The sequence below is a fragment of the Lysinibacillus sp. NPDC097214 genome, assembly GCF_050277945.1.
Taxonomy (GTDB): Bacteria; Bacillota; Bacilli; order Bacillales_A; family Planococcaceae; genus Lysinibacillus; species Lysinibacillus xylanilyticus_B.
In genome coordinates, this window is sequence record NZ_JBNNSS010000009.1 from 142,657 (window position 1) to 167,439 (window position 24,783).

Consider the following 24,783-nt stretch of genomic DNA (forward strand, 5'->3'; position numbering starts at 1 on the left):
CTAAATCAGTATATACTCGTTATTTGTCTTATCCTTTATGCCTATGTCATTTCATAAGATTGTTTGATGAAAAAATACTGTGGCTCCTAAAACATGGTAATCTTATAGTAATAGCCATTGCAATGTTGGGAGGGACTAAATGGGATTACTCGTCGTTAGTATAGTACTTGTTATCTGCGTTTTTACTGTGACTTTAGTGGTTATTCTGAAGCATTCGAAGGAGGATGTTAAGCTAGAAGTAACTGCTGTATGTGAAGGGGAAAATGAAATAGGTCAAGCTATTATGAAGATATATTTTACATTTTCAATTGGCAAACTAGCACAGCGTAACAAAGAAATAATAGGCAGTATTGATTGGTCAAAAGGATGGATGCCTGTTTGCTATAATTTAAAGGAAAATGGGGTCTATCAGAAGCAACGATTACTTCCTGCTACAAATGAGACAACCTATACAACTTTCGAAATAAACGCTACAAATGTTATTGATCATCTGGGACGGGGTGAGGGGTATGTTGTATTAGTTTTAGAGGATTCTATTTCGACAGATAAATCTAGAGCAGGCGTGATTCTTGCTGTAACTGCTAATATGGTGACCTATCAACTATCTGATTCAACTAGCTGGAATAATGACTTTGCAGTTCATCAAAAAATACAAAAAAGCTATTCGTTAGGAGGAAAGGCCTGATGAATAGCTTTTCTATTTGGTAGGAAAAAACGGAACCTATTAAAGTGAATTTCGTAAAATATTAAAGGGAAAGAGTGTCTTGGTTGTATTTCTTATGATAATGGGAAAACCTTGGATCAAACGATGCCTAATCAATAATCGAAAAGAAGGTAAAAACTTTGGATATTTTAACAAATAAATTGATCATGATTGCTTTATTTATTCTCATCATTCATTCGATAGAGACACTTGCGTATGCAGTTCGATTATCAGGTGCACGTGTAAAATTATTAGCCTCTGCATTATCCTTGTTCAATGTAATGGTCATGGTTTCAAGGTTAGCAAATATGATGCAGCAGCCTTTTACTGGAAGTTTGGCTGACACAGCACCGAAAGAAAACACATTAGCGTTTGTGGAGCAGCAATTCCGAGTGCTTATTGGGGCAGCTTCACTAGGTACATTGGTAGGCATTCTACTATTGCCGACTTTTATCGCGATATTTTCAAGGGCCATTATTCATTTATCTGAGGAAAAAGGTTCCATTCCAGCGTTATTCAAAAAAGGTTTTAGTATAGAGTATGTTAAACGTGGAATAAAACACATTCATTTGCCAAGCTTGTCATACTTAAAGGGGATTAGCTGGCGTGATATCCCACTTAAATTATTTATTGTGAATGTCGTAATAACGGCCATCTATACAATTGGTGTCCTGTCTGCACTTTACGCTTCTTTATTAGTTCCAGAAAGAGCAACAACTGCTGTAATGGCATCAGGACTTATTAATGGTGTAGCAACGATGTTATTAATCATATTTATTGACCCTAAAATTTCCGTTCTTGCAGATGATGTTATTAATCAAAGAGGTAGCTACTTAAGCCTGAAACAAGCGTCTGTAATGATGATGGGTTCAAGGTTACTAGGCACATTTTTGGCGCAGCTTTTATTTATTCCAGGGGCAAAATATATAGCCTGGTTTACCCAATTTATGACGTGAGGAGTGTTTACACGGATAATCACTACTCAAGCAGAGTAACAGTTTTCAAGAAGGATTGATAACTTTCAAGTAAAGGGAAATCGATATCTAATGAAAAAATTATGTTTCCTAATTTTGATGATGTTTGTGTTAGTTGCTTGTAGTACGAATCCTCAAGAGGGGGTGCACTACATAGCGAAAAGTGAGCACTGGAAGGCTGTATATCACAGTAATACAGAAGATGGCTTACGAATTTTCTATCTAGGGGAAGAGAAAGACTTAGGTGATTTACAAAGGCTGTTTTTGAAAAGATTGTTGTTGCTATTCAACTAACTGGTAGGGAATCAAGAAAAAAGAGCCATTGACAATGGCTCAAAGGAGAAAAAAGAATTAACATAAAGATCAGAAGAAAAGTAACACAAGACAAGAAATCACATACTTCTTTTTAGGTTAAAAAATTGAATGATTGGATTGCATAGGTGAGCTATACATAGAGCAATAAACAGGGTGTAGTTGTTTCCATTTCCAATAAAGAAAAAGTCAATTACCCATAAAAGTAATAAGGTATAAAATAATATATGGTAACTTATAGAAGAACTCTTTTGAATAATTTGTTTACCCATTTCATCCTTCTTCACTTCTTGACGAGTACCCCAAGTGAAAAATTGCCCCCAGGATACAACTAAAGCAATGATTAATAAATATTCAGTTACACCGTAAGAAAAGTCTTCAAAATAAATATAACTAACTAAAGTACCACCAAAGTATATAGTTAGTATGAATAACACAAAAAAACTGACTATTTCTTTTTTACTCATCATCTCACTCCTTGAAATTGAAATAATTCATCAACAGTACTCTCTAATTGGTAAGCTAATTGAAAAGCTAATTGGAGTGTAGGATCATATTTATCATTTTCAATTGCATTGATGGTTTGTCTGGAGACCCCACAAAGTTTAGCTAATTCTTCTTGTGATAGTTTCTTTGATTTTCGTTTAAGTTTTATAATGTTTTCCATTTCCTTCTCCTTGAATAAAATGTAAAAAGCTTTTTACATTTATAATTGTATTTTACATTTTTTAGAATGTCAAATACTTTTGACTTTTTGTGTTTTGCAAAATTCTTCACTTAAACAATCAAAGTGCTTTTATTGAATGTTAGAGTCAAGATAACTAAAGCAACAATCCTTGAGTAAACAGCCTTTACAAAAAACAATAACAGGGTCTAAAGAAACAATCACTATACATGACACCCGAGTAAATACTGATAAACAGTTTATCTTATCGGAAAAAGAAAGTACGAAAATTTTTAAAAAAGATGCTGCCCCAATTATTCACATTCAGTGGCAGTCTCACAATGAAACTTTAGAAGTAAGAAATAGTTAAAAAAATAAGCATAGGGGAACGTGATGAAATAAGTGGATTTTGCAGTTAATGCGAAATCATTCATACATACCTTTACGCAGAAATAATTGAAAATAGAGTGATCCACATAGCTAATTTCCTACTATGGATAAGCAATTAAAATAACTTTTATTAACTTATCATCAAAAGTTGTAATTGACATTTTTGTTAAAACATATGCCATGTATATTAGTTGATTGGAGTGGAGGCTGAGCGACTCCTTGGGGATCAGCGATAGGGGAACTAAGGCTAAAACCATCACATCCTGTGATAACGCCTTCGTGACCAACATCGTGTTGGCCCGAGACCCTGGAGCGAGCAGTGCGAGTGAAGCGGCTCATCGGACGCCCCCAGGAAAGCGCCCAGCTGGAACGGAAATCAACCACACGTTATGGTGGTGATCCCTTAAATTGTTTCAAGAGAAAATATCAAATATTGACAAGTATTGAAAAATTCGTTATAGTAAGTAACAATTTCACAAAGCAATGAAATTGGCGATGAGAAGGACACGAGTTTTGATAAGCGATTTACAGAGAGGGAGGCAAGGGCTGAAAGCTTCCTAATGCAGCTAGCGAAACTTACTACCTTTGAGCAGTGCTTGGAAACTTGCACCGTACTTGCAACGTTACTGCATTTCAATGAGCCACTAGTGCATCTAGTGGGAATTTGGGTGGAACCACGGGTAATCAACACATGCTCGTCCCTTTATGGGGCGCGAGCATGTGTTTTTTTTATTTTAAAATAAAGGAGTAGAGAACATGTCAAATCAAGTAATTAACATTCAATTTCCAGATGGTAAACAACAAGCATTTTCAAAAGGTGTTACACTAACCGACATTGCACAAGCGATTAGCCCCGCTTTACGTAAAAAAGCAATCGTAGGGAGTGTGAACGGAACCATCATTGATTTGACGCGCCCGATTTTGGAAGATACACAAATTTCCCTGTATGATGCTAGCTCAAAAGAAGGAATTCAGGTAATTCGTCATTCAACAGCCCATTTATTAGCCCAAGCAATTAAGCGTTTATACCCTGATGCTCAATTTGGGGTCGGACCAGTTATAGAAAATGGGTTTTACTATGATATCGACATTGCGCATTCCTTTGCGCCTAATGATTTACAACAAATTGAAAAGATGATGAAGCAAATTGTTCAAGAAAATATACAAATTCAACGCAAAGAAGTAACAAGAGCTGAGGCACAACAGCTATTTGCTCATGATGCGCTAAAGCTAGAGTTATTACAGGATATTCCTGAACATGAAGTGGTGACGGTTTATGAACAAGGAGACTTTTATGATCTTTGTCGTGGACCCCATGTACCTTCTACAGGGAAATTACAACACTTTAAATTAATGAATGTATCAGGTGCTTACTGGCGAGGAGATAGCAATAATCAAATGCTTCAGCGTATATACGGTGTAGCGTTTGCCTCCAAAAAAGAGCTTGAGGAATATTTTGTTTTCCTAGAAGAGGCTGAGAAGCGCAATCACCGAAAGCTAGGAAAAGAACTAGAGTTATTTATGTTTTCAGAGGAAGCACCAGGGATGCCGTTTTATTTAGCAAATGGTCAAATTATTCGCAACGAATTAGAGTCTTATTTACGTCAATTACAAGCAAAATTTGATTACCAAGAAGTACGGACACCATCGATGATGAACCAGCGTTTATGGGAGCAGTCAGGGCATTGGGATCACTATAAAGAAAATATGTACTTTACACATGTAGACGACCAAAGCTTTGCGTTAAAACCTATGAATTGCCCTGGACATATGCTGATTTTTAAAAATGATTTCCATTCATATAGAGATTTACCGATTCGTATGGCTGAATTTGGGCAAGTTCATCGACATGAATTTAGTGGCGCATTAAATGGACTTTTACGAGTGCGTACGTTTTGTCAGGATGATGCACATATTTTTGTTACTCCACAGCAAATTGAAGATGAAATTGCGCTTGCCCTGAAGATTATTGATGAGGTATACCAAGTTTTTGGCTTCCAATACGATATTGAATTATCAACACGTCCCGCTGCTTATATGGGAGAACTTGACCTTTGGAACCAAGCCGAAGCGGCGTTAGAAAACGTACTTACGAATCTAGGCTTTCCTTTTACAATAAATGAAGGTGACGGAGCGTTTTATGGACCAAAAATTGATATTCATATTAAAGATGCCATTCATCGCAGTCATCAATGTGCAACGGTGCAGCTCGATTTCCAACTACCTGAGAAATTCGACTTAACATATGTCAATGAACAGAATGAAAAAGTAAGACCTGTCGTTATTCATCGAGCGGTATTCGGTTCTATTGATCGCTTTTTAGGCATATTGATTGAGCATTATGGAGGGGCGTTCCCAACATGGCTTGCACCTCAGCAAGTAAAAGTCATTGGAGTTGCTGATAAGCATCGAGTATATGTACAGCAAGTTGTTGAAGCTTTACAAAATGAACAAATCCGTGTAAGTATTGACGATCGTCAAGAAAAGCTAGGTAAAAAAATTCGTGAAGCTCAAATGAAAAAAACACCTTATATTGTAGTGCTTGGTGATAAAGAAATGGATACTCAATATGTCACTGTTCGTAAATATGGTCAGCAAGCATTAATTGAAAAACCATTGCAGCAATTTATAGAGGAAATAAAGCAAGAAATACAGCAAAAGGCCTTATCTTAAAAAGGGGACATCCGCATTCATCTCACCATTTATAGAGGTGGGAGACTTCTTTACCTGTACCTGTCACTGTCGTTTTGCTATCAGTACAAAAGGTTGCTGAAAGAAGTAAAACGGGGTCCTATAAAACAATTTAGCTCGACTCTAGGGGAAATCACTACTCCCAAGAGTCGAGCTATAACAGCCATGGAATTTATGTTATTTGCGGAATTTACTAAAAAATGTTAGTTTTTTCTTCGGATTTGCTACTATTAATCAATTTTCAAGCATACAATAAATTAAACAACAAACGAAATACAATTATTTGATGGTATTACTTTGGTAATTACTATCTCCTAAAAGGATAGATTGTGTCTCAGCGTCAATGACCAGGTATTTATGATAAGTCTCCTGATCCATTTGCTTAAAGGATGCTAAAAAATATACTTGTCGATTGGGATGGATAAAAGTATGTTGAGAGAGGTCTGTTTTTTTACGTATAAAGTTTGTTTTTAGATTAAATGTTTCCTCAGCCTTCGATACGTCCTTAAAGGCTATTCTTTGACGAATGTTCAAGGTAGCATTGTTATATTCCTCATAGATTGTCCTATCTAATTGATGATAAAAATCATTCTCGGTACGAAATGCTTGATATTGATTATTAGGATATTTATAAGATGTAGTTCTAGAAGGTATACAAAGAATCGGTGCTATGTTTTCTACTGAATCTTGAGGCTGCTGTAGTAAAAAGCTTGAAGCGACCAATGATAAAATAAATACCTGCATGATTAGGCCTCCTTTTTCCTGTCATCAAGAAGATAGCCCATTTCTATGTTATTTATACATATCTTCTCAACAGCAATAGGCTTTATAACCGGAATCTAATACAGGATAAAACTAGACGAATCATCGAAAATCGTTTTAGCTTGCTTTATTGATCGCTTTTGAATATTTATTTAGTAGGACATCTAATTCTTGGCTACAATCTACTACACTAGGATGGGTGAAACCTAAATCCATAGCCTTTTTATACATATCTTTTCTTTTATTTTCAATCTCCATCTTCAAGAATTGTTTAAACGATATATTAAGCAAAATCTTTTCCCCCTAATTTTTTTCTTCATATTCTTGAAATACATTGACCTCGATTCAACTTTTTCATTGTATCTCACCTAAAATGAAAAATATGTCATATTGTGTATAGCTTGAGAAATTCGTAATTTAGTCATAGAAAAAAATATTAATTCTTACAGGATGGAAAATAATACAGAATAATATCATTAGATATTTAGACCTGTATAAATTACTTTTATTGTATTGATGATGTGTTTTATCACCCTTAATATTAGAATATTAGTGTTTTTTTTTGACTAAATTTCAGAAAATGTTTAAGGTGATATTTAATAGATTAGCGACTTTTTTACTATAAAAATTTAGGCAGGTATCGACGAGAATTTTTATGGACTTTATTTTCTTGTCACAATTTATCAAATATACTTTTTTGTTGTTTGTTATTGAGGAGATTTATTTCTTGTTTAAATGTTGAGAATTTTCGAAATATATAGAATGGTGGGAGAAGTAGTTTGTGAATCTATTAAATGATAGGGGGAGGTATACAATGTTGAAGTTAAAGTTGCCAATGCTAAGCGTTATTGTCGTTTCTAGTGTACTGTTAATAGCATGTTCTGAAGAGAAATCAAAATCAGGAGAATCTCCAGGAACAACAACAGTTACTAACCATACGGTTCAACATGTGGAAGATTCTAAATCGACTCCTCCAGTCATTGATAGGGATTATGATTTTACATATTTAGAGGAATTATCAAAAGAAAAAAGAGATTTATATGAAGAATTCTTAAGCAATGAGAATATTAATAGTTTAAAGACTTTTACACCAGAAGAAATGGTGTTAATTATGATGAATTTAATATTAGAGCATAATTTCGAGAAACTCTATGCAATTACCTACAATAATAATGAGCTTCCAGATAAACAAACCTTTATTGATGAGTATATAAACTATTTATTAGATGAACAAATTCAGGATTATTTAATATACCGATACTACAATGATATCTCATTGGATAAAGAAACTAGTACAGAAAGTATAGCAATAGTTCAACTGGATATAATTTTCGGAAGCTCTCACTATCGTAAGATATTTGCTTTACTAAAAGAGGATGGTATGTGGAAGGTTGATTTATACAATTATATAAAAGAAAAGAAAGCAAAATCTGAAGAAAAATAGAGGAAACAATTATGACCGTAATATATTTTGTAAGACACGCTCATTCTCACTATACAGTTGATGAGTATAATCGTCCGCTTTCTGCTAAAGGGGTTGAGGATAGGGATCGTGTGACTAAATTATTTACCAATAAATTAATCCATACTATATATTCAAGTCCCTATAAAAGATCTGTTCAGACGGTGGAAGGTATAGCACAAGAACATAAGTTAGAAATAAATACGATAGATTCTTTGAAAGAAAGAATATTATCTACTGAAAATATACTTGATTTTGACGCTGCGATGCATCAAGTATGGAGTCATCCGTATTTCGCATTTGAGGGTGGAGAATCAAATGAAACCGCCAAGGAAAGAGCTATTACTGCCTTGCAAAAAATTATCCTTGCACATCCAAATGACAATATAGTGATTGGTACACACGGCAATATTATGGTCTTAATGATGCAATATTTTGATGCACAATATAATAACTCATTTTGGAAGGGACTTTCAATGCCTGATGTTTATCAACTTACATTGCAGCATTTCGTGTTAGGTGATGTACAAAGAATTTGGAAAGAATAGGGGATGAAAAATAGAAGGGGCTGTCAACTGGCAGCCCCTTGCTTCATTTTATCGAGAATTTTTGTGATTTATCGTGAAAATCAAAGTACTTCTAGCCCTTCAGAAGATTGTTTTTCCAATTGAGTCCATTCTTCTCGTAATAAACCGAATAACAAGACATCATGAAATTGACCGAAGCGGAAAAGCTCATTTCGTAAACTACCTTCTTTTGTAAAGCCACACTTTTCATAAGAACGAATAGCTCCTTTATTAAAGCTGAAAACCTGAAGCTTGATTTTATTAATGGAAATATAATTAAAAATAAAGTGAATAAGAGTATTCATTGCATCCGTTCCAAGGCCTTTACCATGCCATTGTTCGCCAATTGAAATGCCTACAAAGCAAGTGCTATTTTTCCAGTTGATTCCATAGACAGCGCAGGAACCGATAAGCTCATTTGACGACTTTTCGAATATACCGAAAAAAAACTCCTCTTTTTTTCCACTAATACTTTGGAAAAATGAAGAATGATCCTCAAAGGTATTTGGAAAGGGAATGTCGTCATTAGCCAGTAACAACGTCTTCTGTTCACTTTCAATTTTTACAAATGCTTCTAAGTCGGAGGAAGTCATTTGCTGTAAAGTAATAGCTTGTCCTGTAAGAAATTCTTTAAAATAGTTTTCCATTTTTTTGTTTTCTCCCTTGTTTAAGAGCTGCAGTTAGAGGTTACATCCCTTGTGTTATTTGTTGTATAAACAAAAATTAACTGCACTTTTCGCACTCATATTCACAACCCCTTAAGTTTAGATAACTTTATAGTAGCATTTTTGGTGATAAATGGAAATAAGAATTTTTAGTGGCTTATCTCCATAACGATGGGGTGATTTCCGTTCCAACTGGGCGCTTTGAAAGCACCGATGTTGGTCACGAAGTCGTTATCACAGGATGTGATGCTTTTAGCCTTCGTTCCTCTATTGCTGATCCCCAAGGAGTCGCCCAGTCGTAACGAAGATCAACTTATACTATACAGGGCATACTTTTTAACAAATGTATCCCCAACTTTTGGTCATGAATCTATTTAAATATATTTTTTTGAAGGGCGCCAATTTGTCTGAATGTCTACATCTTGTTGCTCCATCCAATTTAGAAAATCCTCTGTGCATTGAATATCGTAGTCTAACACTGCCTCATATACATAAATCGAAGGAAGTGTTATGGATTTTTTAAGCAGTTCTTCTTTAATATTCAAAATATACTTCCGACTTTCATTTGTTAAGGAATCGTTCATTAACGATACTAAATCTCTTGATAGAGGGCCATTCCGTGTTTCTGAAAACAGCCACATATCAATATTCCAAACTTCTGATGGCATTTGCTCATATTGTATTTTAAAATAGATACCATTAAATGGTGTTTCTAAATAATTACGATACTTTAATTCTAAAACTTTCTGATTGCTAGTTAAATCAGATAATATCGTCATAGCTTCTACTGCATTAGGGCGAACACAAAATGTTTCGATGTCGATATCTTGATCCACTAGTAAATCGTATGCTGTAGCGCCGACAACATAAGTTTCTCCAATGGTATTCCATTTTTCTATCAGCTCCAATTCTCCTAAAATGAGCATGGCCGTTTCTTTTCGTTTTTGAGCCCTCTCTAATAGTTCCAATATGATCACCTTCTCTAAAATAATTTTCTAAATCATGTTAGAATACATTATATTTTCTGTTTTTTCAATATATTATAATAGGAATAAACTTTACTAAATGTGTACTTTCAATCTATAAATGAAATGTCAAATTCCGGACACATTGTTTATCAGCGCAAAAGTGAATCGTCAGTGGCGAATGTCGTGTGTAGCAAAAGCAATGCGACAGTTACAATTACGCCAAGGTGGAACGACGACTCAAGATGAAAGGGGAGCTATGATGAGATTAAAATTTTATGAAAAAAAAGATGATCACTTAATTGAACGATATACGATCACAGAGGAGCAGCTTCGCTATACGATGTCTCCGAAAGAGTGCATTGAACTAGTGAAACAGGATAACAATCGTCATGCTATTCTTGTATTAGATGAAGATAAGCTCGTGACATTCTTTGTGTTACATGAAAAAGAGGGCGTTAGGCCATATTCCTCTAATGAACAAGCGATTTTAATCCGTGCCTTTTCAACAGATTTCTATGAACAAGGTAAAGGCTATGCGAAAGCGGCATTACAACTTTTGCCAGACTTTGTTTTGGCGCATTTTCCAACCATTAATGAGCTTGTGTTAGGGGTTAATCTACCGAATACTGCCGCACAGTCACTTTATAAAAAATGCGGATTTGTCGATGAAGGAAGGCTGGTAACAGGGCTCAGAGCTAAGATTAAGGTGATGAGTTATTACTTAAGTTAAAGTAACAGCGAAAAACTTGATTAGAACATAATTTTGTGTATAAAGAATGAGGTGAACAGAATGACACAATTGCTGGAAGCAAGTATGAAGCATTGCAATGAAATATGTGCGATTGATCAAGAAGTAATTGGAGATTACTCGAGAAGCGAATATTTGCGTACAGCCACTAACGAACAACGTTGTATTATTCAACAAACAGAAAAAGAGATTACTGGTTTTCTTATTTTTACGAATGACTTTTTTGAAAACTGCTTCATCTCATTAGTTATTGTTAAGCCCTCTGAGAGAAGAAAGGGCGTTGCAACAGCACGGCTAGCTTTTTATGTAGATTTGGCAGCGACACCCAAAATTTTTTCTTCTACTAACCAATCCAATATTAGTATGCATAAGGTATTTGAAACGGCAGGATTTATAAAAAGTGGGTTTATTGAAAACTTAGACGAGGGAGATCCAGAAATCATTTATGTGAAATATAAATAGAAGCAAGGCAAATCTCGCAGTAAGATTTCTGCTGCGAGACTTGCAACTATGAAATTTTATTTTCTTGCTTGTATTATTAAATATCTTGATGAATGCCTATTTGAATGTTTAAAAACTGATGTAATTTCCACAAGAGCTGAATTTAAAGAAAAAGTCATATAGATTGCTGCATATAATGATGTGGGAAAGGAAATGAAGATTAGTCAAATGAAATGGGCTGGTTATGCCGCATGTATCTGGTCGCTCTTGTATATTCCGATTCACGTTTATTGGGCATTTAGAGGAATGGCATGGATGCCTGGGGTTGGAAAGAGGAGGCGATAAAAAAACAGAGTTGATTTCTACGCATTTATGTAGATTAACTCTGTTTTTTTGTTGCCCATCAAGATTTAGTTTAGCAACAATCTTTAAGAAAACGGCTGAGAAAATATACTTATATTTCAAGTATTAGTAAGATGTAGGTAGAGTCTTGCCATCTTTTCGTTAATATAGGTGGCTTGTTTTTTTGATATGAGGGCGTCTTTAAGAGATCTTTTCTCTACTTTGTGTCACGTAATTGTAACAATTCTGAAAAAATAAAATCATTTAAAGGGAAATGATGGCACTTATTTTAATGAATAACGTTATTTTTATTGGTAGCTACTATATAGTTTCCTCAAAAAATGGATCATCACAAAAGGGTGAGGAGGTAAATACCATTTATATAAGTTGATTGGAGGTTGGACGCACCCAGGAAATGATGTTGCGTAAAAAAATACTTTGGAGGATTTTACATTGAGTAAAGAAACATTATTAAGTTTAAGTAGTAATTCATTGTTCGTGGCATTTATTTTACTACTAATCGCCATTATACCGATTGGACTTGCCGTGAAATCCAAAGGAAAGATGTTTGGAAAAGTCGGTCTTCTACTTACATATATTGCATTTGCTTTACAGCTAGTTTATTTCATTTTAAGATGGATTGCTGTTGATCATGCACCTGTAAGTAATATGTATGAGTTTATGACGTTCTTTGGCATCATGCTTACTGGTAGCTATTTGATTATACATTTTTTATATAAGCAAATTGTTGTAGGCTTGTTTACAATCCCTGTGTCATTAATTATTCTCGGTTATGGAAGCGTTTTTACAAAAACGGTTTCACCGCTTGTTCCATCATTGCAAAGTAATTGGTTAACGATTCATGTTATGACAGTTGCATTTTCTAGTGCTGTTTTATCGATCTCATTTGCAACAGGTATTATTTATTTGTTAAAAACATTAGATGTTTCTAAGTTTTCGAAGAGTACAGTTGCCTTGGAATTTGTTATGTATTGTTTAATTGTCGTAATTGGCTTTATTGGGGTTGGTACTTATTTTAACTTAGCAGGGGATAAAATCGAGGTTCAATTTGAAAATAAGCTAGAAAAGAAAGAAACAGCCGAATATACGATGATGCCATTGATTGTCAATAAAGGTGCAGTAACAGCTAGTGGGGATCAGGTTGGCGTTTTGCAAATTACCAATAAGCTAGACGCGAAGAAATTGAACACGATTGTATGGTCATTTATCGTTGGAACGATTTTATATGGGGTGATTGTACTCATTACGAGAAGACGATTAATTGTTTTGTTAAAGCCATTAACAAACCGTGTACAGCCAGCATTAATGGATGAAATTACATATCGAGCTGTTGTCATAGGTTTCCCATTATTTGCCCTAGGAGGTCTGTTGTTTGCTATGATTTGGGCACAGATTGCTTGGAGTAGGTATTGGGGTTGGGATCCTAAGGAAGTGTGGGCACTTATTACATTTTTATTTTATGCCGCTTTCCTTCATTTCCGACTTTCAAAAGGCTGGGAAGGGGAAAAGACAGCTTGGTTAGCGATTATCGGATTTGGAATTATAGTGTTTAACCAAGTATTTGTAAATTTAGTCATTGCAGGTTTACATTCTTACGCATAAGAGAGCTTGCAAATTTCCTAAGTTGAATATAGTTAACTAAAAAAGAGACATCCGCAATTTGGATGTCTCTTGAATTTTGCACTCTACATGTTAAAGCTATAAATTAAAGCTTTACAACATTAGTAGCCTGAGGTCCGCGATTACCTTCTTCAACGCCGAACTCTACTTTTTGGCCTTCTTCTAAAGTTTTAAAGCCATCTGATTGAATAGCAGAGAAATGTACAAATACATCATTTCCACCTTCTACCTCGATAAAACCAAAACCTTTTTCTGCGTTAAACCATTTTACTGTACCTTGTGTCATGTGAAAAACCTCCCAAAAAAATTAAACAATCATATTGCTTCGATCGCTTGCAAAAAAATCACATACTCAAAAGCTCGTATTACTTTTGAATACGTGATTTTAGCGGTTAAGATGAAGTAATGTAATTATTGATTTGATTATATAACAGTTCCAGACATTTATCCAGTATATTCCGAATTTAGTAATATAAAATTTACATTACCTCTATTTTAACCATGCTTTTTCTTTAGCGACAATGACAGCCTCTGCACGTGATTCTACGTTTAGTTTGACAAAAAGTTTAGATAAATAATTTTCAACAGTGCGCTGTGTGACCCCAATGGCTGAAGCAATTGCTTTATTTGTACAACCTTGGGCAACAAGCTGTAAAATCTCTTGCTCCTTGTCACTTAGTAAAACATCTTGCTGCAAATTTGGAAGATTGGTCCGTTGCTGTACAAAATCTAAAAAATCAGCTGATAGAAGGATCTCGCCCCTTAGTGCGGCTTCAATGGTTTGAATCACTTGCTGTTTCGTGGCAAGTTTTGATAATAGTCCATCGATTTTTTTCTCGATAAGCAGTTCGTAATAATCGGAAACCTCATATCCTGTATAGAGTAAAATAAGTGCTTCTGGTTGCTTTTTCTTAATCATTTCTGCAAGTTGAATACCATTGATGGGCTTCATATTAATATCGATCAAAAATAATTGAAAAGATTGAGCATCCATTCTCGACAGAACAGCGACGCTATCCTGTTCCGTGTCTATATGGACATTTGTTAAATCTTGTAATAACGTTTTTGTACCATCTAAAACGACAGGATGGTCATCTATAATAAGAATATTAATCATCTGAATCCACGTCCTCTTGTATTTGAATAAATATATGCATTCCTTCATTTAAATTGGAGGTTATCGTGATATCCCCATTAAAAGCACGGACTCGTTCTCGAATACCATTAATGCCCATAGAAGCTGAAGATTGCATTAAACCTTCAATATTACAGCCAATACCATTATCATCGTATTGGAGGATGAAGCCACGATCTATCGCTAGTAGTTTTAGTGAAACTTCGGTTGCCCCAGCATGCTTAATGGCATTATTTAAGAGCTCCTGCACTAGGCGATAGACGACTAAATGTAAAGTTACATCCTGAAATTGGACACGTTCTATTTGAGCTTTTAACAAAAAGTCTGCTCGTATTTTTACCTTTTGCATTAGTTTCTTTAAGGCGATTTGTAGCCCAAATGTGTCTAGCAAAGGAGGGCTTAAATTCTCACAATACTCACGTAAGTCCTTCGATGCATTCAGCAACTGCTCACGAATATTTAATACCTTTTCTTTTTTTATAATAGGCGAGCTAGCAAGTACATCTAACTCTCTCGCTAAATGAAGTTGCTCTTGCAAAATAGTATCATGTAATTCCTGTGCTAAAATACTTTTCTCCTTTTCAATGATATTCCATAATAATTTGTCGAGCCAAGGAAGCTGTGTATCATTGTGATCCTTCATAAGCTTTATTTCACATACTAAATCTTCAATGAGCTTTAAATTATCAATAAACATCGAGACATAGAGGGCGAGTAACTCTAGCCAAAGAAGCTCTTCTTTTTGTAATACATGTCTAATGGTTAACATGATTTTTTCTTCGCCTGTATCATGTAATAATAGATGATTCTCTATGTTGACTTCATCACAAGTGACAGGCGCTTCTTCCGTTATTGTTGTAATCGTAAAGGCTGTGGTACCAAGCTTTTCTGTTATTTCATACTTAAATTGATCCAGTAATTCTTGCTGATTCTTTGCTTTACCCATACGATTAACCGCAGCATATAAATTATGTACATAATTGCCAGTGGATGAAAAAATAATCTTTCGATATTTAAAATCAAGCTGCTCTTTTATATAGAAACTAGCAATGATGACGAGGAATACTAGTATAAAGACACTCGTAATTTTAACAATCGATAAATTGTCAATTAACAGGATGGTAATACCCGTAGTTAATAGTAATGCACTAAAAAAAGCAAGTGTTGAATAATAACGTAAACGAGATAATTGATATTCAATATCGAATAATCGTTCATTCACTTGAATGAAGATAAAAGAAAAAGGAATAAACAATAAAAATAAGGCAGCTACTTCAGCATGTAAAATAGGGTTCTGCCCTAATAATACAGGTATGACGAAAAACAGTAAAAACGGCAAGAAAGGCGTAATAAATGCAATAGTGATTAAACGGATTTTTTCCAGTTTAGTTCGTATATAACTTGTTAATAAAATATAAATGGCATAGAGAACTAGTGCAGCAAACATTCCTAACTTAATTAATGCTGCTTTCGTATCAAAGTCAGAAATCACATTTATAATGAACTCAGAGCAAGGGATAAATAATAGTAGCGTTACATATAGCCACTTGGTATTAATGTAGGGCCATTCTACACGTTGGTAGCGGAAATAAAATTGTAAAAAGTGAATGAAAAGCACTATGCATAAAACGATACCGGTCCCTATTACTAATGATCCAATTAGATTTCCTCTAACTGAAGCTCCCGTGCTTACATAAGCCAATGAACAGGTTAATAAAAATAATGTAAGTAGACTAGTTAGTGGATTATCCTTATTTCTTCGCCATAAATAGATAGCAACGCCAAAAGATAGAACAAAATAAAAAAGTGGAAAAATAATTTGCAAATAAAATTCTTCCGGAATATCTTTATGCTTAATTGAAACAGCATGAACATCCCCATTAGGTTTCATAAATGTTAGTTCTTTTGCACAACGAACGTAAGAATCGAGTTGATTAGAACTAATGGACTTGCCATCAATTGTCAGTAATAGATCACCTTTTTCGATATTATTTTGCTGTGCCCAATTTGGATAATAGAACTCGGTCATGACTAGTTGGTCGCTAGTTGTGTCTACCGAAATGCCGATATAAGGTATTTTCGATGCGACTACAAGTACATAAATACCGAGGAGTAGGTAGGTTATAAAAATACTATATGTCCATTTACTCATCGTTTTCTCTCAATTATTTGCATGATAAAAATGCCCCATTTCAATCTTAAGTACTACTATATTATCCATAATTTTTGGTAATTTTGGAATACCGAAAAAGTTGTTTCGGAAAACCACTATTGCTTTTTCGGAATAACGAAGTAGTTTTTTCGGTGTAGTCTATGATAGTGTAAATCTATCATATGTGACGAAAAGGGGGAGCGTTGCATGACAAAGAAAGGATTGTCACTTGTCCTTTTTCTAGTCGTCATAATGTCGTACCCAATGACAACAATCGCTAAGAACTTAGAGAATGATGCAGTGAAAGTAGATATTTGCATTATTGGGGGTGACAATCGTTTTGTTTATAAGATTCCAAAGAATTTACATAATGATACGCCGTATGTTGAAATGAAGAATAAAATTGAATCCTCCTTAGCGAGTCATTGGAAGATCGAGGACGCTCGCTATGAAGCCCACCAGACGGATGTTTCGTATGTTTTTTCGATTAAAGATTTAATTAATGAAAAACAAGATGGGGGAATAAAGGTAGCGATTCCATATACATTTTTAGTAGGGATGTTTGGCGAAAACGATGCCATTCAATTACGGATTTTGGCCAGCAAATTAATCGATTGGCAAGCTAACTCAATGGATTTGGCAACTCCCGGCTTTGTGGAACCGCCTACTTATTTTAGTGAGCAGGAATATGTGTATGAGGGTGATGTCAACGAGCTACTAGATCAGCGGGTTGGCCATTTTAATGGCTCGATTATGAAAGGGCAAATGGTACTATATATTGTTATTTATTTTAGCTTTATTGTGGCGCAACTTATTGCCTGTTTCATATTATCGAGTCGCTTAAAAAAGAGAATTATTAAAAACCCAGAAAACATGCATCAGTTCCGTAAGCTTAATTATATGTATCAAATCATTCCATTCATTATTATCGGAGTGCAAATTGTTTATCTAATCATGTCAGGGTTACTGACTGCGATTGGTCTCTATTTTAACCCAGGGGTTGACCTATTGTTTATTATTGTCCCTGTTTTATTTAATATTATTTTGTTGCCAATGTTTTTTGTCACGACGGAGTCTGAAATCGCAAGGGAGCTAGAACACAATTCCTTTAGTGCAAACAGGTAAATATTGTATTTATTCTTTTGGCATTCACATGTTGTTATTAGATGATATAATGGTCAACAGCATACTTGAAGGAGCTGTTGGTGAACATGGCGCATCCAGAAATCGCGTACTTAAATTTATTACAACATATATTAGATAATGGTGTTAAAAAAGAAGATCGTACAGGAACAGGTACATACAGCGTATTTGGCTATCAAATGCGATTTGATTTAAGCAAAGGCTTTCCTCTATTAACGACGAAACGTGTACCATTCAAACTTGTAGCAAGTGAGCTACTTTGGTTTATTAAAGGGGATACAAATATTCGCTATCTACTGCAAAACAACAATCACATTTGGGATGAATGGGCTTTTAAAAAATGGGTTGAGTCTGATGAATATTCAGGTCCCGATATGACAGACTTTGGTCGTCGTTGCTTAGTGGACGAATCTTTCAATGCTGACTATCAAAAAGAATTAGCTTCATTTTGTGAGCGTGTAATTACAGATGATGAATTTGCAAGTAAATACGGCGAGCTTGGAAATGTTTACGGCAAGCAATGGCGTAATTGGACAACATCAACAGGGGAAAGCATCGATCAATTGCAAGATGTAATCCATCAAATCAAGCACAATCCAGATTCACGACGCATTATTGTCAATGCATGGAATCCAGAAGATGTTATCAATGCAGGAGCAAAGGGCAGTAAAGCTGCACTACCTCCGTGTCACGTGATGTTCCAATTTTATGTCGCAAATGGTAAATTGAGCTGTCAGCTAATGCAAAGAAGCCTCGATACATTGCTAGGCTGCCCATTTAATATTGCCTCATATGCATTACTGACACATTTAATTGCACACGAATGTGGTTTAGAGGTAGGCGAATTTATTCATAGCATTGGGGATGCTCATATATATTCAAATCACGTGGAGCAAGTAAAAGAACAGCTTTCACGCGAACCTAAGGACCTACCAACCTTAAAAATCAATCCAAATAAAGCGTCAATTTTCGACATAGAGCTCGAAGATCTTTCAATTGAGGGCTATGATCCACACCCAACAATTAAAGCACCAATTGCCGTTTAAAATGAAGCAGCAGCCGTTTTGGTTGCTGTTTTTTTAGCAAACAAACAAAGGTGGATAGATAGCTTGGGGTGACAGATGGAAAAGGCGAGGTGACGGATGGAACCGGCAAAGTGATGGATAGAAGTCGGAGTGACGGATGGAAAAGCAAAAGTGACGGATGGAACCGCAAAAGTGACGGATGGAAAAGTAAAAGTGACGGATGGAACCGGCAAAGTGACGGATAGAAAGCAGAGTGATGGATAGAAAGGTCAAAGTCGTGGATAGAGTGGCCAAATCCGTGGATAGAACCGTCAAAGTCGTGGATAGAGTAGCCAAAGTGATGGATAGAGCCGTCAAAGAGATGGAAAGAAGTCAGAGCGACGGATAGAAAAGGCGAAGTGACGGATAGAACCGACAAAGTGATGGATAGAAGAGCCAAAGCGACGGAAAAAAATCAGAGCGACGGATGGAACAGGCAAAGCGAAGGATAGAAGAGCCAAAGTGACGGATAGAACAGGCAAAGCGACGGATGAAAGAGGGGAAGTGACGGAAAGAACATTCAAAGTGATGGATAGAAAGGGCAAAGTCGTGGATAGAGTGGCTAAATTCGTGGATAGAACCGTCAAAGTCGTGGATAGAGTGGCCAAATTCGTGGATAGAACCGTCAAAGTCGTGGATAGAGTGGCCAAAGTGATGGATAGAGCCCTCGAAGTCGTGGATAGAACGCCAGAGCAACGAATAAAACAAAAAGAGAAACCCTTATTACTCATAATAGAGCCAAACTTTCTAATAAAAATATAAAGTATGTTTAAATTTATGAAATTTTTTCCGATATAATTTTTAATCTTGAAGTTTCAAATAAAAATTTAGAGGTGAGTGATGTGAGGCGATCATTGATTTTTCAAATAGACGGAAGAGAACGGAAGCAGCGTTTAAGGACAAAATTGCTTACGAATATGCCTCAAGAAAAAGTGGAATCTGAGCTACCACACATCTCTACAAAATTAACATCGGAGCAAATACATATAATGATGCAAGTCATTGAGGAAATTCGCCTAAAACGCTATAAAGAAAGACTGTAAATGTAAGCGCCTTCTAAGCTATAATAGCTGAGGAGGTGTTTTATTATGAACGTGGTATTTGTAGATTCGGTTTTAGGTACAGAGCTTTTGCATATGGTGTCACATGATGTGGCGGGGGTTTTAGCTGCGGCGCAGGGGGAAAGTGTGACGTTTCCAGTTGGCCATTTTAAGTATGAATTCCATAACTTAGATTTTTATGAGGAAGATGGAGAAATACGACAAGAATTAGTCATTTACGTAAAGAAAGTATAATTCTTCGTAAAATGAAAACAATAAACGCAGGTGCAAATAGAGCAATTTGTTTGCTTTTATTCAAACCTGTAACTATAATAGTTACAACGGGTGGTGATACATATGGTGAACAGTCGGTTTTCGGTAGCGATCCATATTCTTTCGCTTATTGCTACAACATCTGATAAAAGTCAGTTGACGTCTGAGTACATCGCTGGGAGTGTGAATACAAATCCAGTTGTTGTGCGACGTATGATTGGTGTGCTAAAAAAAGCGGGTTTGCTTACCTCGCAATCAGGTATTGCAGGCTATGACCTTTTAGTAGAGCCAAAAGATTTAACGCTTTTAGCTATTTACCATGCGATTGATGGGCCAGAGCAGCTATTTGCGATTCACGATGAGCCAAATCCAGCATGTACAGTTGGTCAAAAAATCCAACGGACATTGGAAGGTGTTTATACATCTGTTTGGCATGCAATGGAAGAACAATTACAAGCACAAACTTTACAGGATGTGCTAGATCAACTTCGTTAAATCAACGAAGTCGATCTTTTGTATCTAACCTGTAACTAAAATGGTTACAATTGAAAAATAGGAGGAATTATAATGATGAAAATTGCAGTAATTGGTGCAACAGGGAAAGCAGGACAAAAGATAGTAGAGGAGGCACTACAACGTGGTCATGATGTAGCTGCGATTGTACGTTCAGCTTCAAAAGTAACAGGAAATATTCCAGTAATTGAAAAGGATGTTTTTGCATTATCTCAAGAAGATGTGAAAAGTTTTGACGTAGTCGTAAATGCATTTGGTGCTCCTGCTGGTCAGGAGGAATTACATGTGAAAGCTGGCCGTCATTTAATTGATATTTTCACGGGTATTGATACAAAATTATTTGTTGTCGGTGGAGCGGGTAGTCTGTTTGTAGACCCCGAGAAAACTGTACGCGTAATGGATACACCGGATTTTCCAGAAATGTTTTACGCAACAGCTAAAAATCAAGGTGAAAATCTACATGACTTACAACAATCTACTATTACTTGGACATTTTTAAGCCCATCTGCTTTCTTTGATCCAGAAGGTCCACGTACAAGTAGCTATACTGCTGGAGAAGATCATTTATTAGTAAATGCTACTGGCGAAAGTTATGTTAGCTATGCAGATTATGCCGTTGCAGTGTTAGATGAAATTGAAAATCCAAAGCATGTAAACAGACGTTTTACAGTGACTTCTAATAAATAATGATGAAACCGAGCGTTCAACTGCGCTCGGTTTTTATCTTCATTTTGGAATTGTTTTTGTAGAGAAAGAGAACAATAGCAACAGGTCTTTTTGTGCGAAAGCGAAGCGTCAGCACCAATTAGACATGGTGAAATTAAGTATTTTTCATTTTACAGACAATTGACTGTTTACAATACGTCAGTTATTAGCTACTATCAAGTGTGAGTATTACATAAAAGGAGACGACAATTATGTCCACACAACGTATAGAAAAAGACTTTTTAGGTGAACGTGCATTACCAAGCAATGCTTATTACGGAATCCAAACGCTTCGTGCAACTGAAAATTTCCCGATTACAGGGTATACAATTCATTCGGCACTTATTAAAGCAATGGGTATTGTTAAAAAAGCAGCTGCTTTGAGTAATATGGAGGTACACCTACTTTCAAAAGAAATCGGAGATGCAATTGTCGAAGCTGCACAAGAAGTTATTGATGGCGAGTGGGATGCTGAATTTATCGTTGACCCAATCCAAGGTGGCGCAGGCACATCGATTAATATGAATGCCAACGAAGTTATTGCTAACCGTGCCTTAGAGATTTTAGGCAAAGAAAAAGGGGACTACCATACTATTAGCCCAAACAGCCATGTAAATATGTCACAATCAACAAATGATGCTTTCCCAACAGCTATTCATATTGCTGTGTTGAATTTGATAGATGAATTACTTCTTACAATGGAAAACATGCAAGCTGTGTTCCACCAAAAAGCGGAGCAATTTGCACATGTTATTAAAATGGGTCGTACGCATTTACAAGACGCTGTACCGATTCGATTAGGGCAAGAATTTGAAGCATATTGCCGTGTAATCACTCGCGATATTGCGCGTATTCGCCAAACTCGCCCAAATTTATATGACGTAAATATGGGAGCAACAGCTGTTGGGACAGGATTAAATGCATTCCCTGACTATATTCAATCAGTTGATATTCATCTAGCAGAAATTTCAGGATTGCCGCTTAAAGGCGCTACACACTTAGTAGATGCAACACAAAATACAGATGCTTATACAGAAGTATCAGGCGCATTAAAAATCTGTATGATTAATATGTCGAAAATTGCTAATGACCTTCGTTTAATGGCATCTGGGCCACGTGCTGGATTAGGGGAAATCATTTTACCAGCGCGTCAACCTGGATCGTCTATTATGCCAGGGAAAGTAAATCCTGTTATGCCAGAGGTATTGAACCAAGTGGCCTTCCAAGTAATTGGTAATGACCATACGATTTCTTTAGCATCTGAAGCAGGACAATTAGAATTAAACGTAATGGAGCCAGTACTGGTCTTTAACTTAATTCAATCTATTAGTATTATGAATAATGTGTTCCGAGCATTTACACAAAATTGCTTGAAGGATATTGAAGCAAACGAAGAACGTATGAAAGAATATGTGGAAAAAAGCGTTGGTGTACTAACAGCAGTAAACCCGCATATTGGCTATGAAGTAGCTGCACGAATTGCACGTGAAGCAATCCTATCTGGTCGTTCAATTCGTGAGCTTTGCCTTGAAGAGGGTGTACTAACGAAAGAACAATTAGATTTAATTTTAGATCCATATGAGATGACTCATCCAGGTATTGCCGGATCAAGTATTATGAAATTAAAATAATTTATGATGAAAGCACTTTGTCTAGAGCAAAGTGCTTTTTTGTTGTTGAAAACTAATTGGTCAAGGGAATCTGGGTGAATGTTGTGCAGCTTAATAGGGTTGATTGCCGTTTCGATTATATTCCTGTGGGCGAGTGTTTGTTGGCGCTCCGCTTTCGCGCAGAATACATTTGCCGCTGGCGCTTCGCTTTCGCGCAGGAAACATTTGCAGGTCCACCACCCCCCCTTTTGGAAAACGCCTTGTCTTTACGGAAATCAGCCTCAAGAAAGAGTCAAACTTTTATATCACATCTTAAACAAAATAGTTTTGAACAATATGAAAACACTTTTTCTGTTGTGATTCTTTATTCTTACAAAAAATGGACTTTTTTCTATGCATTTTAGGATATTTAAACTATAATTATTTCTAGAAATAATATTATAGTTGGGGGAATTTAGTATGAGTTTACGGAAAAAAAGTATAATTGGCTTTTCTATTTTAAATGTTCTCATGGGTGTTATTTTGATTATAGACCTGACAAATTTAACCTCATTAGAATGGCTATCCACTTTATTAACAGTAATAGGAATGACTATGACCATTTCGTGTATTTTCTATGTGAAATATAAAATTATCAAGCCAATTAAACAATTAGCAGTTTCCGCCCAAGCTATAGCTGAGGGGAATATGGACACTTCTCCTATCGAAATAAATTCCAATGATGAGGTTGCAGAGTTAGCTAAAGCGTTTATTGAGATGAAGGAACAATTACATACGATGACACAAAAAATTGCTAGTAGTTCTACAGATTTATCAGCGAGCATTGAGGAGCTATCAGCAAGTACAAATGAAATTACAGATGCAGTAAACGAAGTTGATTCACAAATGGAGAATACGACTGAGGGTCTTAAGAAAGCAGCGCAGTCTGCAAATGAAAGCGCTATAGCTATGCAGGAAACTGCTGATGGCATTGAACGTATTACCGTGGCTACGCAAGATGTATTTGATCATGCTAAAGAAGCAAATGACATTGCAGGTAGTGGTGCGGAAATTTTACACGTAGCTAAAAATCAAATGGAATTCATTTCTGAATCTACTGAAAAAACAAGTCAATTAATGCAGCAATTATCAGGCAAAATGACAGATATAAAATCGATGACAGACATGATTACCGCTATTACAGATCAAACGAATTTACTTGCATTAAATGCAGCGATTGAAGCGGCGCGTGCAGGAGAGCATGGTAAAGGCTTTGCTGTAGTAGCGGAAGAAGTTCGAAAATTAGCGGAGCAATCTAAGAATTCGGCTATTCAAATTGTCGAGCTAGTAGTTGGCATTGAAAGCGATACAAAACAAGTAGCTACCTCTGTCGAAGAAGACTTGAAAAACGTTCAGCAGGGCGTCTATGTCATTGATGAGGCTACAAAGTCATTTGGTACGATCTCTCAGCATGTTAGCAAAATGACGAACCAGCTAGAGGATATTTCCGCAACCGCTGAAGAGCTTACAAGTAGTGCGAATGAGGTTACAAAATTAGTTTCGACTATCGCAAATGGAATGGATAGTTTAACGAATTCCACAGAAGTCGTTCTACAGTCAGTTGATGAGCAAAGTGCCTCTATGCAAGCGGTCAACATGGTAGTGTCACAAGACCTATGTGTACAAGCTGAAAATTTACAAAAGCTTACACAGAGATTTAGTAACTAATTGAAAGAAATATAAATAAAAGAGGCTATTTTTGCAGGGGAAACCTTTCTGCGAAATAGCCTTTTCTATTTAAAGTGAGGTCTACTCAATTACCTGTGGCTAATAGCTTTCG

Annotated in this window: 28 protein-coding genes; 18 read left to right on the forward strand and 10 right to left on the reverse strand. The window is 35.9% G+C overall.

The window, feature by feature from the left end; all coding sequences use genetic code 11:
• Positions 1-139: 139 nt before the first annotated feature.
• The 3 genes from ACQKMI_RS19365 to ACQKMI_RS19375 all read left to right on the forward strand — a co-directional run bounded on the left by ACQKMI_RS19365 (position 140) and on the right by ACQKMI_RS19375 (position 1,971).
• Complete coding sequence (locus ACQKMI_RS19365) at positions 140-685, forward strand: hypothetical protein (RefSeq protein WP_427491548.1); 546 nt, start codon at positions 140-142, stop codon at positions 683-685.
• 185 nt (positions 686-870) lie between these two features.
• Entirely contained in the window at positions 871-1,659 is a 789-nt protein-coding gene (locus ACQKMI_RS19370) for a lipid II flippase Amj family protein (protein WP_427491619.1), read from the forward strand.
• Positions 1,660-1,749: 90 nt separating this feature from the next.
• Positions 1,750-1,971, forward strand: coding sequence for a hypothetical protein (locus tag ACQKMI_RS19375; protein ID WP_427491550.1), 222 nt, complete (start codon positions 1,750-1,752; stop codon positions 1,969-1,971).
• A 98-nt stretch (positions 1,972-2,069) separates the two neighbouring features.
• On the opposite strand, the gene ACQKMI_RS19380 is transcribed toward ACQKMI_RS19375, so the two are convergent.
• Positions 2,070-2,456, reverse strand: a complete 387-nt coding sequence (locus ACQKMI_RS19380) for a hypothetical protein (RefSeq protein WP_427491552.1) — start codon at positions 2,454-2,456, stop codon at positions 2,070-2,072.
• Positions 2,456-2,656, reverse strand: a complete 201-nt coding sequence (locus ACQKMI_RS19385; protein ID WP_427491554.1) for a helix-turn-helix transcriptional regulator — start codon at positions 2,654-2,656, stop codon at positions 2,456-2,458. Before ACQKMI_RS19385 ends, ACQKMI_RS19380 begins: the two co-directional genes overlap by 1 nt.
• Before the next feature lie 1,143 nt (positions 2,657-3,799).
• Between ACQKMI_RS19385 and thrS the strand changes: the two genes are divergently transcribed.
• Positions 3,800-5,716: a threonine--tRNA ligase gene (gene thrS, locus ACQKMI_RS19390; protein ID WP_427491555.1), complete on the forward strand. Its 1,917-nt coding sequence runs from the start codon at positions 3,800-3,802 to the stop codon at positions 5,714-5,716.
• Between the two features lie 297 nt (positions 5,717-6,013).
• On the opposite strand, the gene ACQKMI_RS19395 is transcribed toward thrS, so the two are convergent.
• Together ACQKMI_RS19395 and ACQKMI_RS19400 are read right to left on the reverse strand one after the other, a co-directional pair.
• Complete coding sequence (locus ACQKMI_RS19395) at positions 6,014-6,478, reverse strand: hypothetical protein (RefSeq protein WP_427491557.1); 465 nt, start codon at positions 6,476-6,478, stop codon at positions 6,014-6,016.
• 135 nt (positions 6,479-6,613) lie between these two features.
• Positions 6,614-6,754 (reverse strand): aspartyl-phosphate phosphatase Spo0E family protein, encoded by a 141-nt coding sequence (locus ACQKMI_RS19400; protein ID WP_198516187.1) that lies wholly within the window; start codon positions 6,752-6,754, stop codon positions 6,614-6,616.
• Positions 6,755-7,310: 556 nt separating this feature from the next.
• On the opposite strand from ACQKMI_RS19400, the gene ACQKMI_RS19405 reads away from it, so the two are divergent.
• Positions 7,311-7,940, forward strand: a complete 630-nt coding sequence (locus tag ACQKMI_RS19405; RefSeq protein WP_427491559.1) for a hypothetical protein — start codon at positions 7,311-7,313, stop codon at positions 7,938-7,940.
• An 11-nt stretch (positions 7,941-7,951) separates the two neighbouring features.
• A complete protein-coding gene (locus ACQKMI_RS19410; protein ID WP_427491561.1) occupies positions 7,952-8,506 on the forward strand; it encodes a histidine phosphatase family protein in 555 nt (184 codons plus the stop codon).
• Between the two features lie 80 nt (positions 8,507-8,586).
• On the opposite strand, the gene ACQKMI_RS19415 is transcribed toward ACQKMI_RS19410, so the two are convergent.
• A complete protein-coding gene (locus tag ACQKMI_RS19415; protein WP_427491563.1) occupies positions 8,587-9,171 on the reverse strand; it encodes a GNAT family N-acetyltransferase in 585 nt (194 codons plus the stop codon).
• A 392-nt stretch (positions 9,172-9,563) separates the two neighbouring features.
• The gene (locus tag ACQKMI_RS19420) at positions 9,564-10,157 is read right to left on the reverse strand and encodes a hypothetical protein (RefSeq protein WP_427491565.1); all 594 of its coding nucleotides are present in this window, start codon (positions 10,155-10,157) and stop codon (positions 9,564-9,566) included.
• A 259-nt stretch (positions 10,158-10,416) separates the two neighbouring features.
• Here ACQKMI_RS19420 and ACQKMI_RS19425 point away from each other — a divergent pair, with 259 nt between their 5' ends.
• From ACQKMI_RS19425 to ccsB, 3 genes are all read left to right on the forward strand, one after another.
• Positions 10,417-10,887 carry a GNAT family N-acetyltransferase gene (locus ACQKMI_RS19425; protein WP_427491621.1) on the forward strand — a complete coding sequence of 157 codons (471 nt, stop codon included), beginning with the start codon at positions 10,417-10,419 and terminating at the stop codon, positions 10,885-10,887.
• Between the two features lie 60 nt (positions 10,888-10,947).
• A complete protein-coding gene (locus tag ACQKMI_RS19430; protein WP_427491567.1) occupies positions 10,948-11,367 on the forward strand; it encodes a GNAT family N-acetyltransferase in 420 nt (139 codons plus the stop codon).
• Between the two features lie 774 nt (positions 11,368-12,141).
• Positions 12,142-13,311, forward strand: a complete 1,170-nt coding sequence (gene ccsB / locus ACQKMI_RS19435; protein WP_427491569.1) for a c-type cytochrome biogenesis protein CcsB — start codon at positions 12,142-12,144, stop codon at positions 13,309-13,311.
• Between the two features lie 103 nt (positions 13,312-13,414).
• Here the strand turns inward: ccsB and ACQKMI_RS19440 are convergent, their stop codons facing one another.
• The 3 genes from ACQKMI_RS19440 to ACQKMI_RS19450 all read right to left on the reverse strand — a co-directional run bounded on the left by ACQKMI_RS19440 (position 13,415) and on the right by ACQKMI_RS19450 (position 16,616).
• Complete coding sequence (locus ACQKMI_RS19440; protein WP_053592785.1) at positions 13,415-13,615, reverse strand: cold-shock protein; 201 nt, start codon at positions 13,613-13,615, stop codon at positions 13,415-13,417.
• Positions 13,616-13,819: 204 nt separating this feature from the next.
• Complete coding sequence (locus ACQKMI_RS19445; protein WP_427491571.1) at positions 13,820-14,446, reverse strand: response regulator; 627 nt, start codon at positions 14,444-14,446, stop codon at positions 13,820-13,822.
• The gene (locus tag ACQKMI_RS19450) at positions 14,439-16,616 is read right to left on the reverse strand and encodes a sensor histidine kinase (RefSeq protein WP_427491573.1); all 2,178 of its coding nucleotides are present in this window, start codon (positions 16,614-16,616) and stop codon (positions 14,439-14,441) included. The genes ACQKMI_RS19445 and ACQKMI_RS19450 overlap by 8 nt, the downstream gene beginning before the upstream one ends.
• A gap of 207 nt (positions 16,617-16,823) precedes the next feature.
• On the opposite strand from ACQKMI_RS19450, the gene ACQKMI_RS19455 reads away from it, so the two are divergent.
• Positions 16,824-17,741 carry a hypothetical protein gene (locus ACQKMI_RS19455; RefSeq protein WP_427491575.1) on the forward strand — a complete coding sequence of 306 codons (918 nt, stop codon included), beginning with the start codon at positions 16,824-16,826 and terminating at the stop codon, positions 17,739-17,741.
• 86 nt (positions 17,742-17,827) lie between these two features.
• Positions 17,828-18,805: a thymidylate synthase gene (locus tag ACQKMI_RS19460; protein WP_427491577.1), complete on the forward strand. Its 978-nt coding sequence runs from the start codon at positions 17,828-17,830 to the stop codon at positions 18,803-18,805.
• A 351-nt stretch (positions 18,806-19,156) separates the two neighbouring features.
• Here the strand turns inward: ACQKMI_RS19460 and ACQKMI_RS19465 are convergent, their stop codons facing one another.
• On the reverse strand, positions 19,157-19,531 hold the full coding sequence (locus ACQKMI_RS19465) for a hypothetical protein (RefSeq protein ID WP_427491579.1): 375 nt from the start codon (positions 19,529-19,531) through the stop codon (positions 19,157-19,159).
• A 146-nt stretch (positions 19,532-19,677) separates the two neighbouring features.
• Between ACQKMI_RS19465 and ACQKMI_RS19470 the strand changes: the two genes are divergently transcribed.
• From ACQKMI_RS19470 to ACQKMI_RS19500, 7 genes are all read left to right on the forward strand, one after another.
• Entirely contained in the window at positions 19,678-19,866 is a 189-nt protein-coding gene (locus ACQKMI_RS19470) for a hypothetical protein (RefSeq protein WP_427491581.1), read from the forward strand.
• Between the two features lie 45 nt (positions 19,867-19,911).
• A complete protein-coding gene (locus ACQKMI_RS19475; RefSeq protein WP_427491583.1) occupies positions 19,912-20,118 on the forward strand; it encodes a thymidylate synthase in 207 nt (68 codons plus the stop codon).
• 102 nt (positions 20,119-20,220) lie between these two features.
• Complete coding sequence (locus ACQKMI_RS19480) at positions 20,221-20,631, forward strand: Rrf2 family transcriptional regulator (protein ID WP_323650102.1); 411 nt, start codon at positions 20,221-20,223, stop codon at positions 20,629-20,631.
• A 75-nt stretch (positions 20,632-20,706) separates the two neighbouring features.
• Entirely contained in the window at positions 20,707-21,336 is a 630-nt protein-coding gene (locus ACQKMI_RS19485; RefSeq protein WP_427491623.1) for an NAD(P)-dependent oxidoreductase, read from the forward strand.
• 230 nt (positions 21,337-21,566) lie between these two features.
• On the forward strand, positions 21,567-22,985 hold the full coding sequence (gene aspA, locus ACQKMI_RS19490) for an aspartate ammonia-lyase (protein WP_323650100.1): 1,419 nt from the start codon (positions 21,567-21,569) through the stop codon (positions 22,983-22,985).
• A 56-nt stretch (positions 22,986-23,041) separates the two neighbouring features.
• A complete protein-coding gene (locus ACQKMI_RS19495) occupies positions 23,042-23,368 on the forward strand; it encodes a hypothetical protein (protein ID WP_427491585.1) in 327 nt (108 codons plus the stop codon).
• A gap of 55 nt (positions 23,369-23,423) precedes the next feature.
• Complete coding sequence (locus ACQKMI_RS19500) at positions 23,424-24,671, forward strand: methyl-accepting chemotaxis protein (protein ID WP_427491587.1); 1,248 nt, start codon at positions 23,424-23,426, stop codon at positions 24,669-24,671.
• The last annotated feature ends 112 nt before the right edge of the window (positions 24,672-24,783 follow it).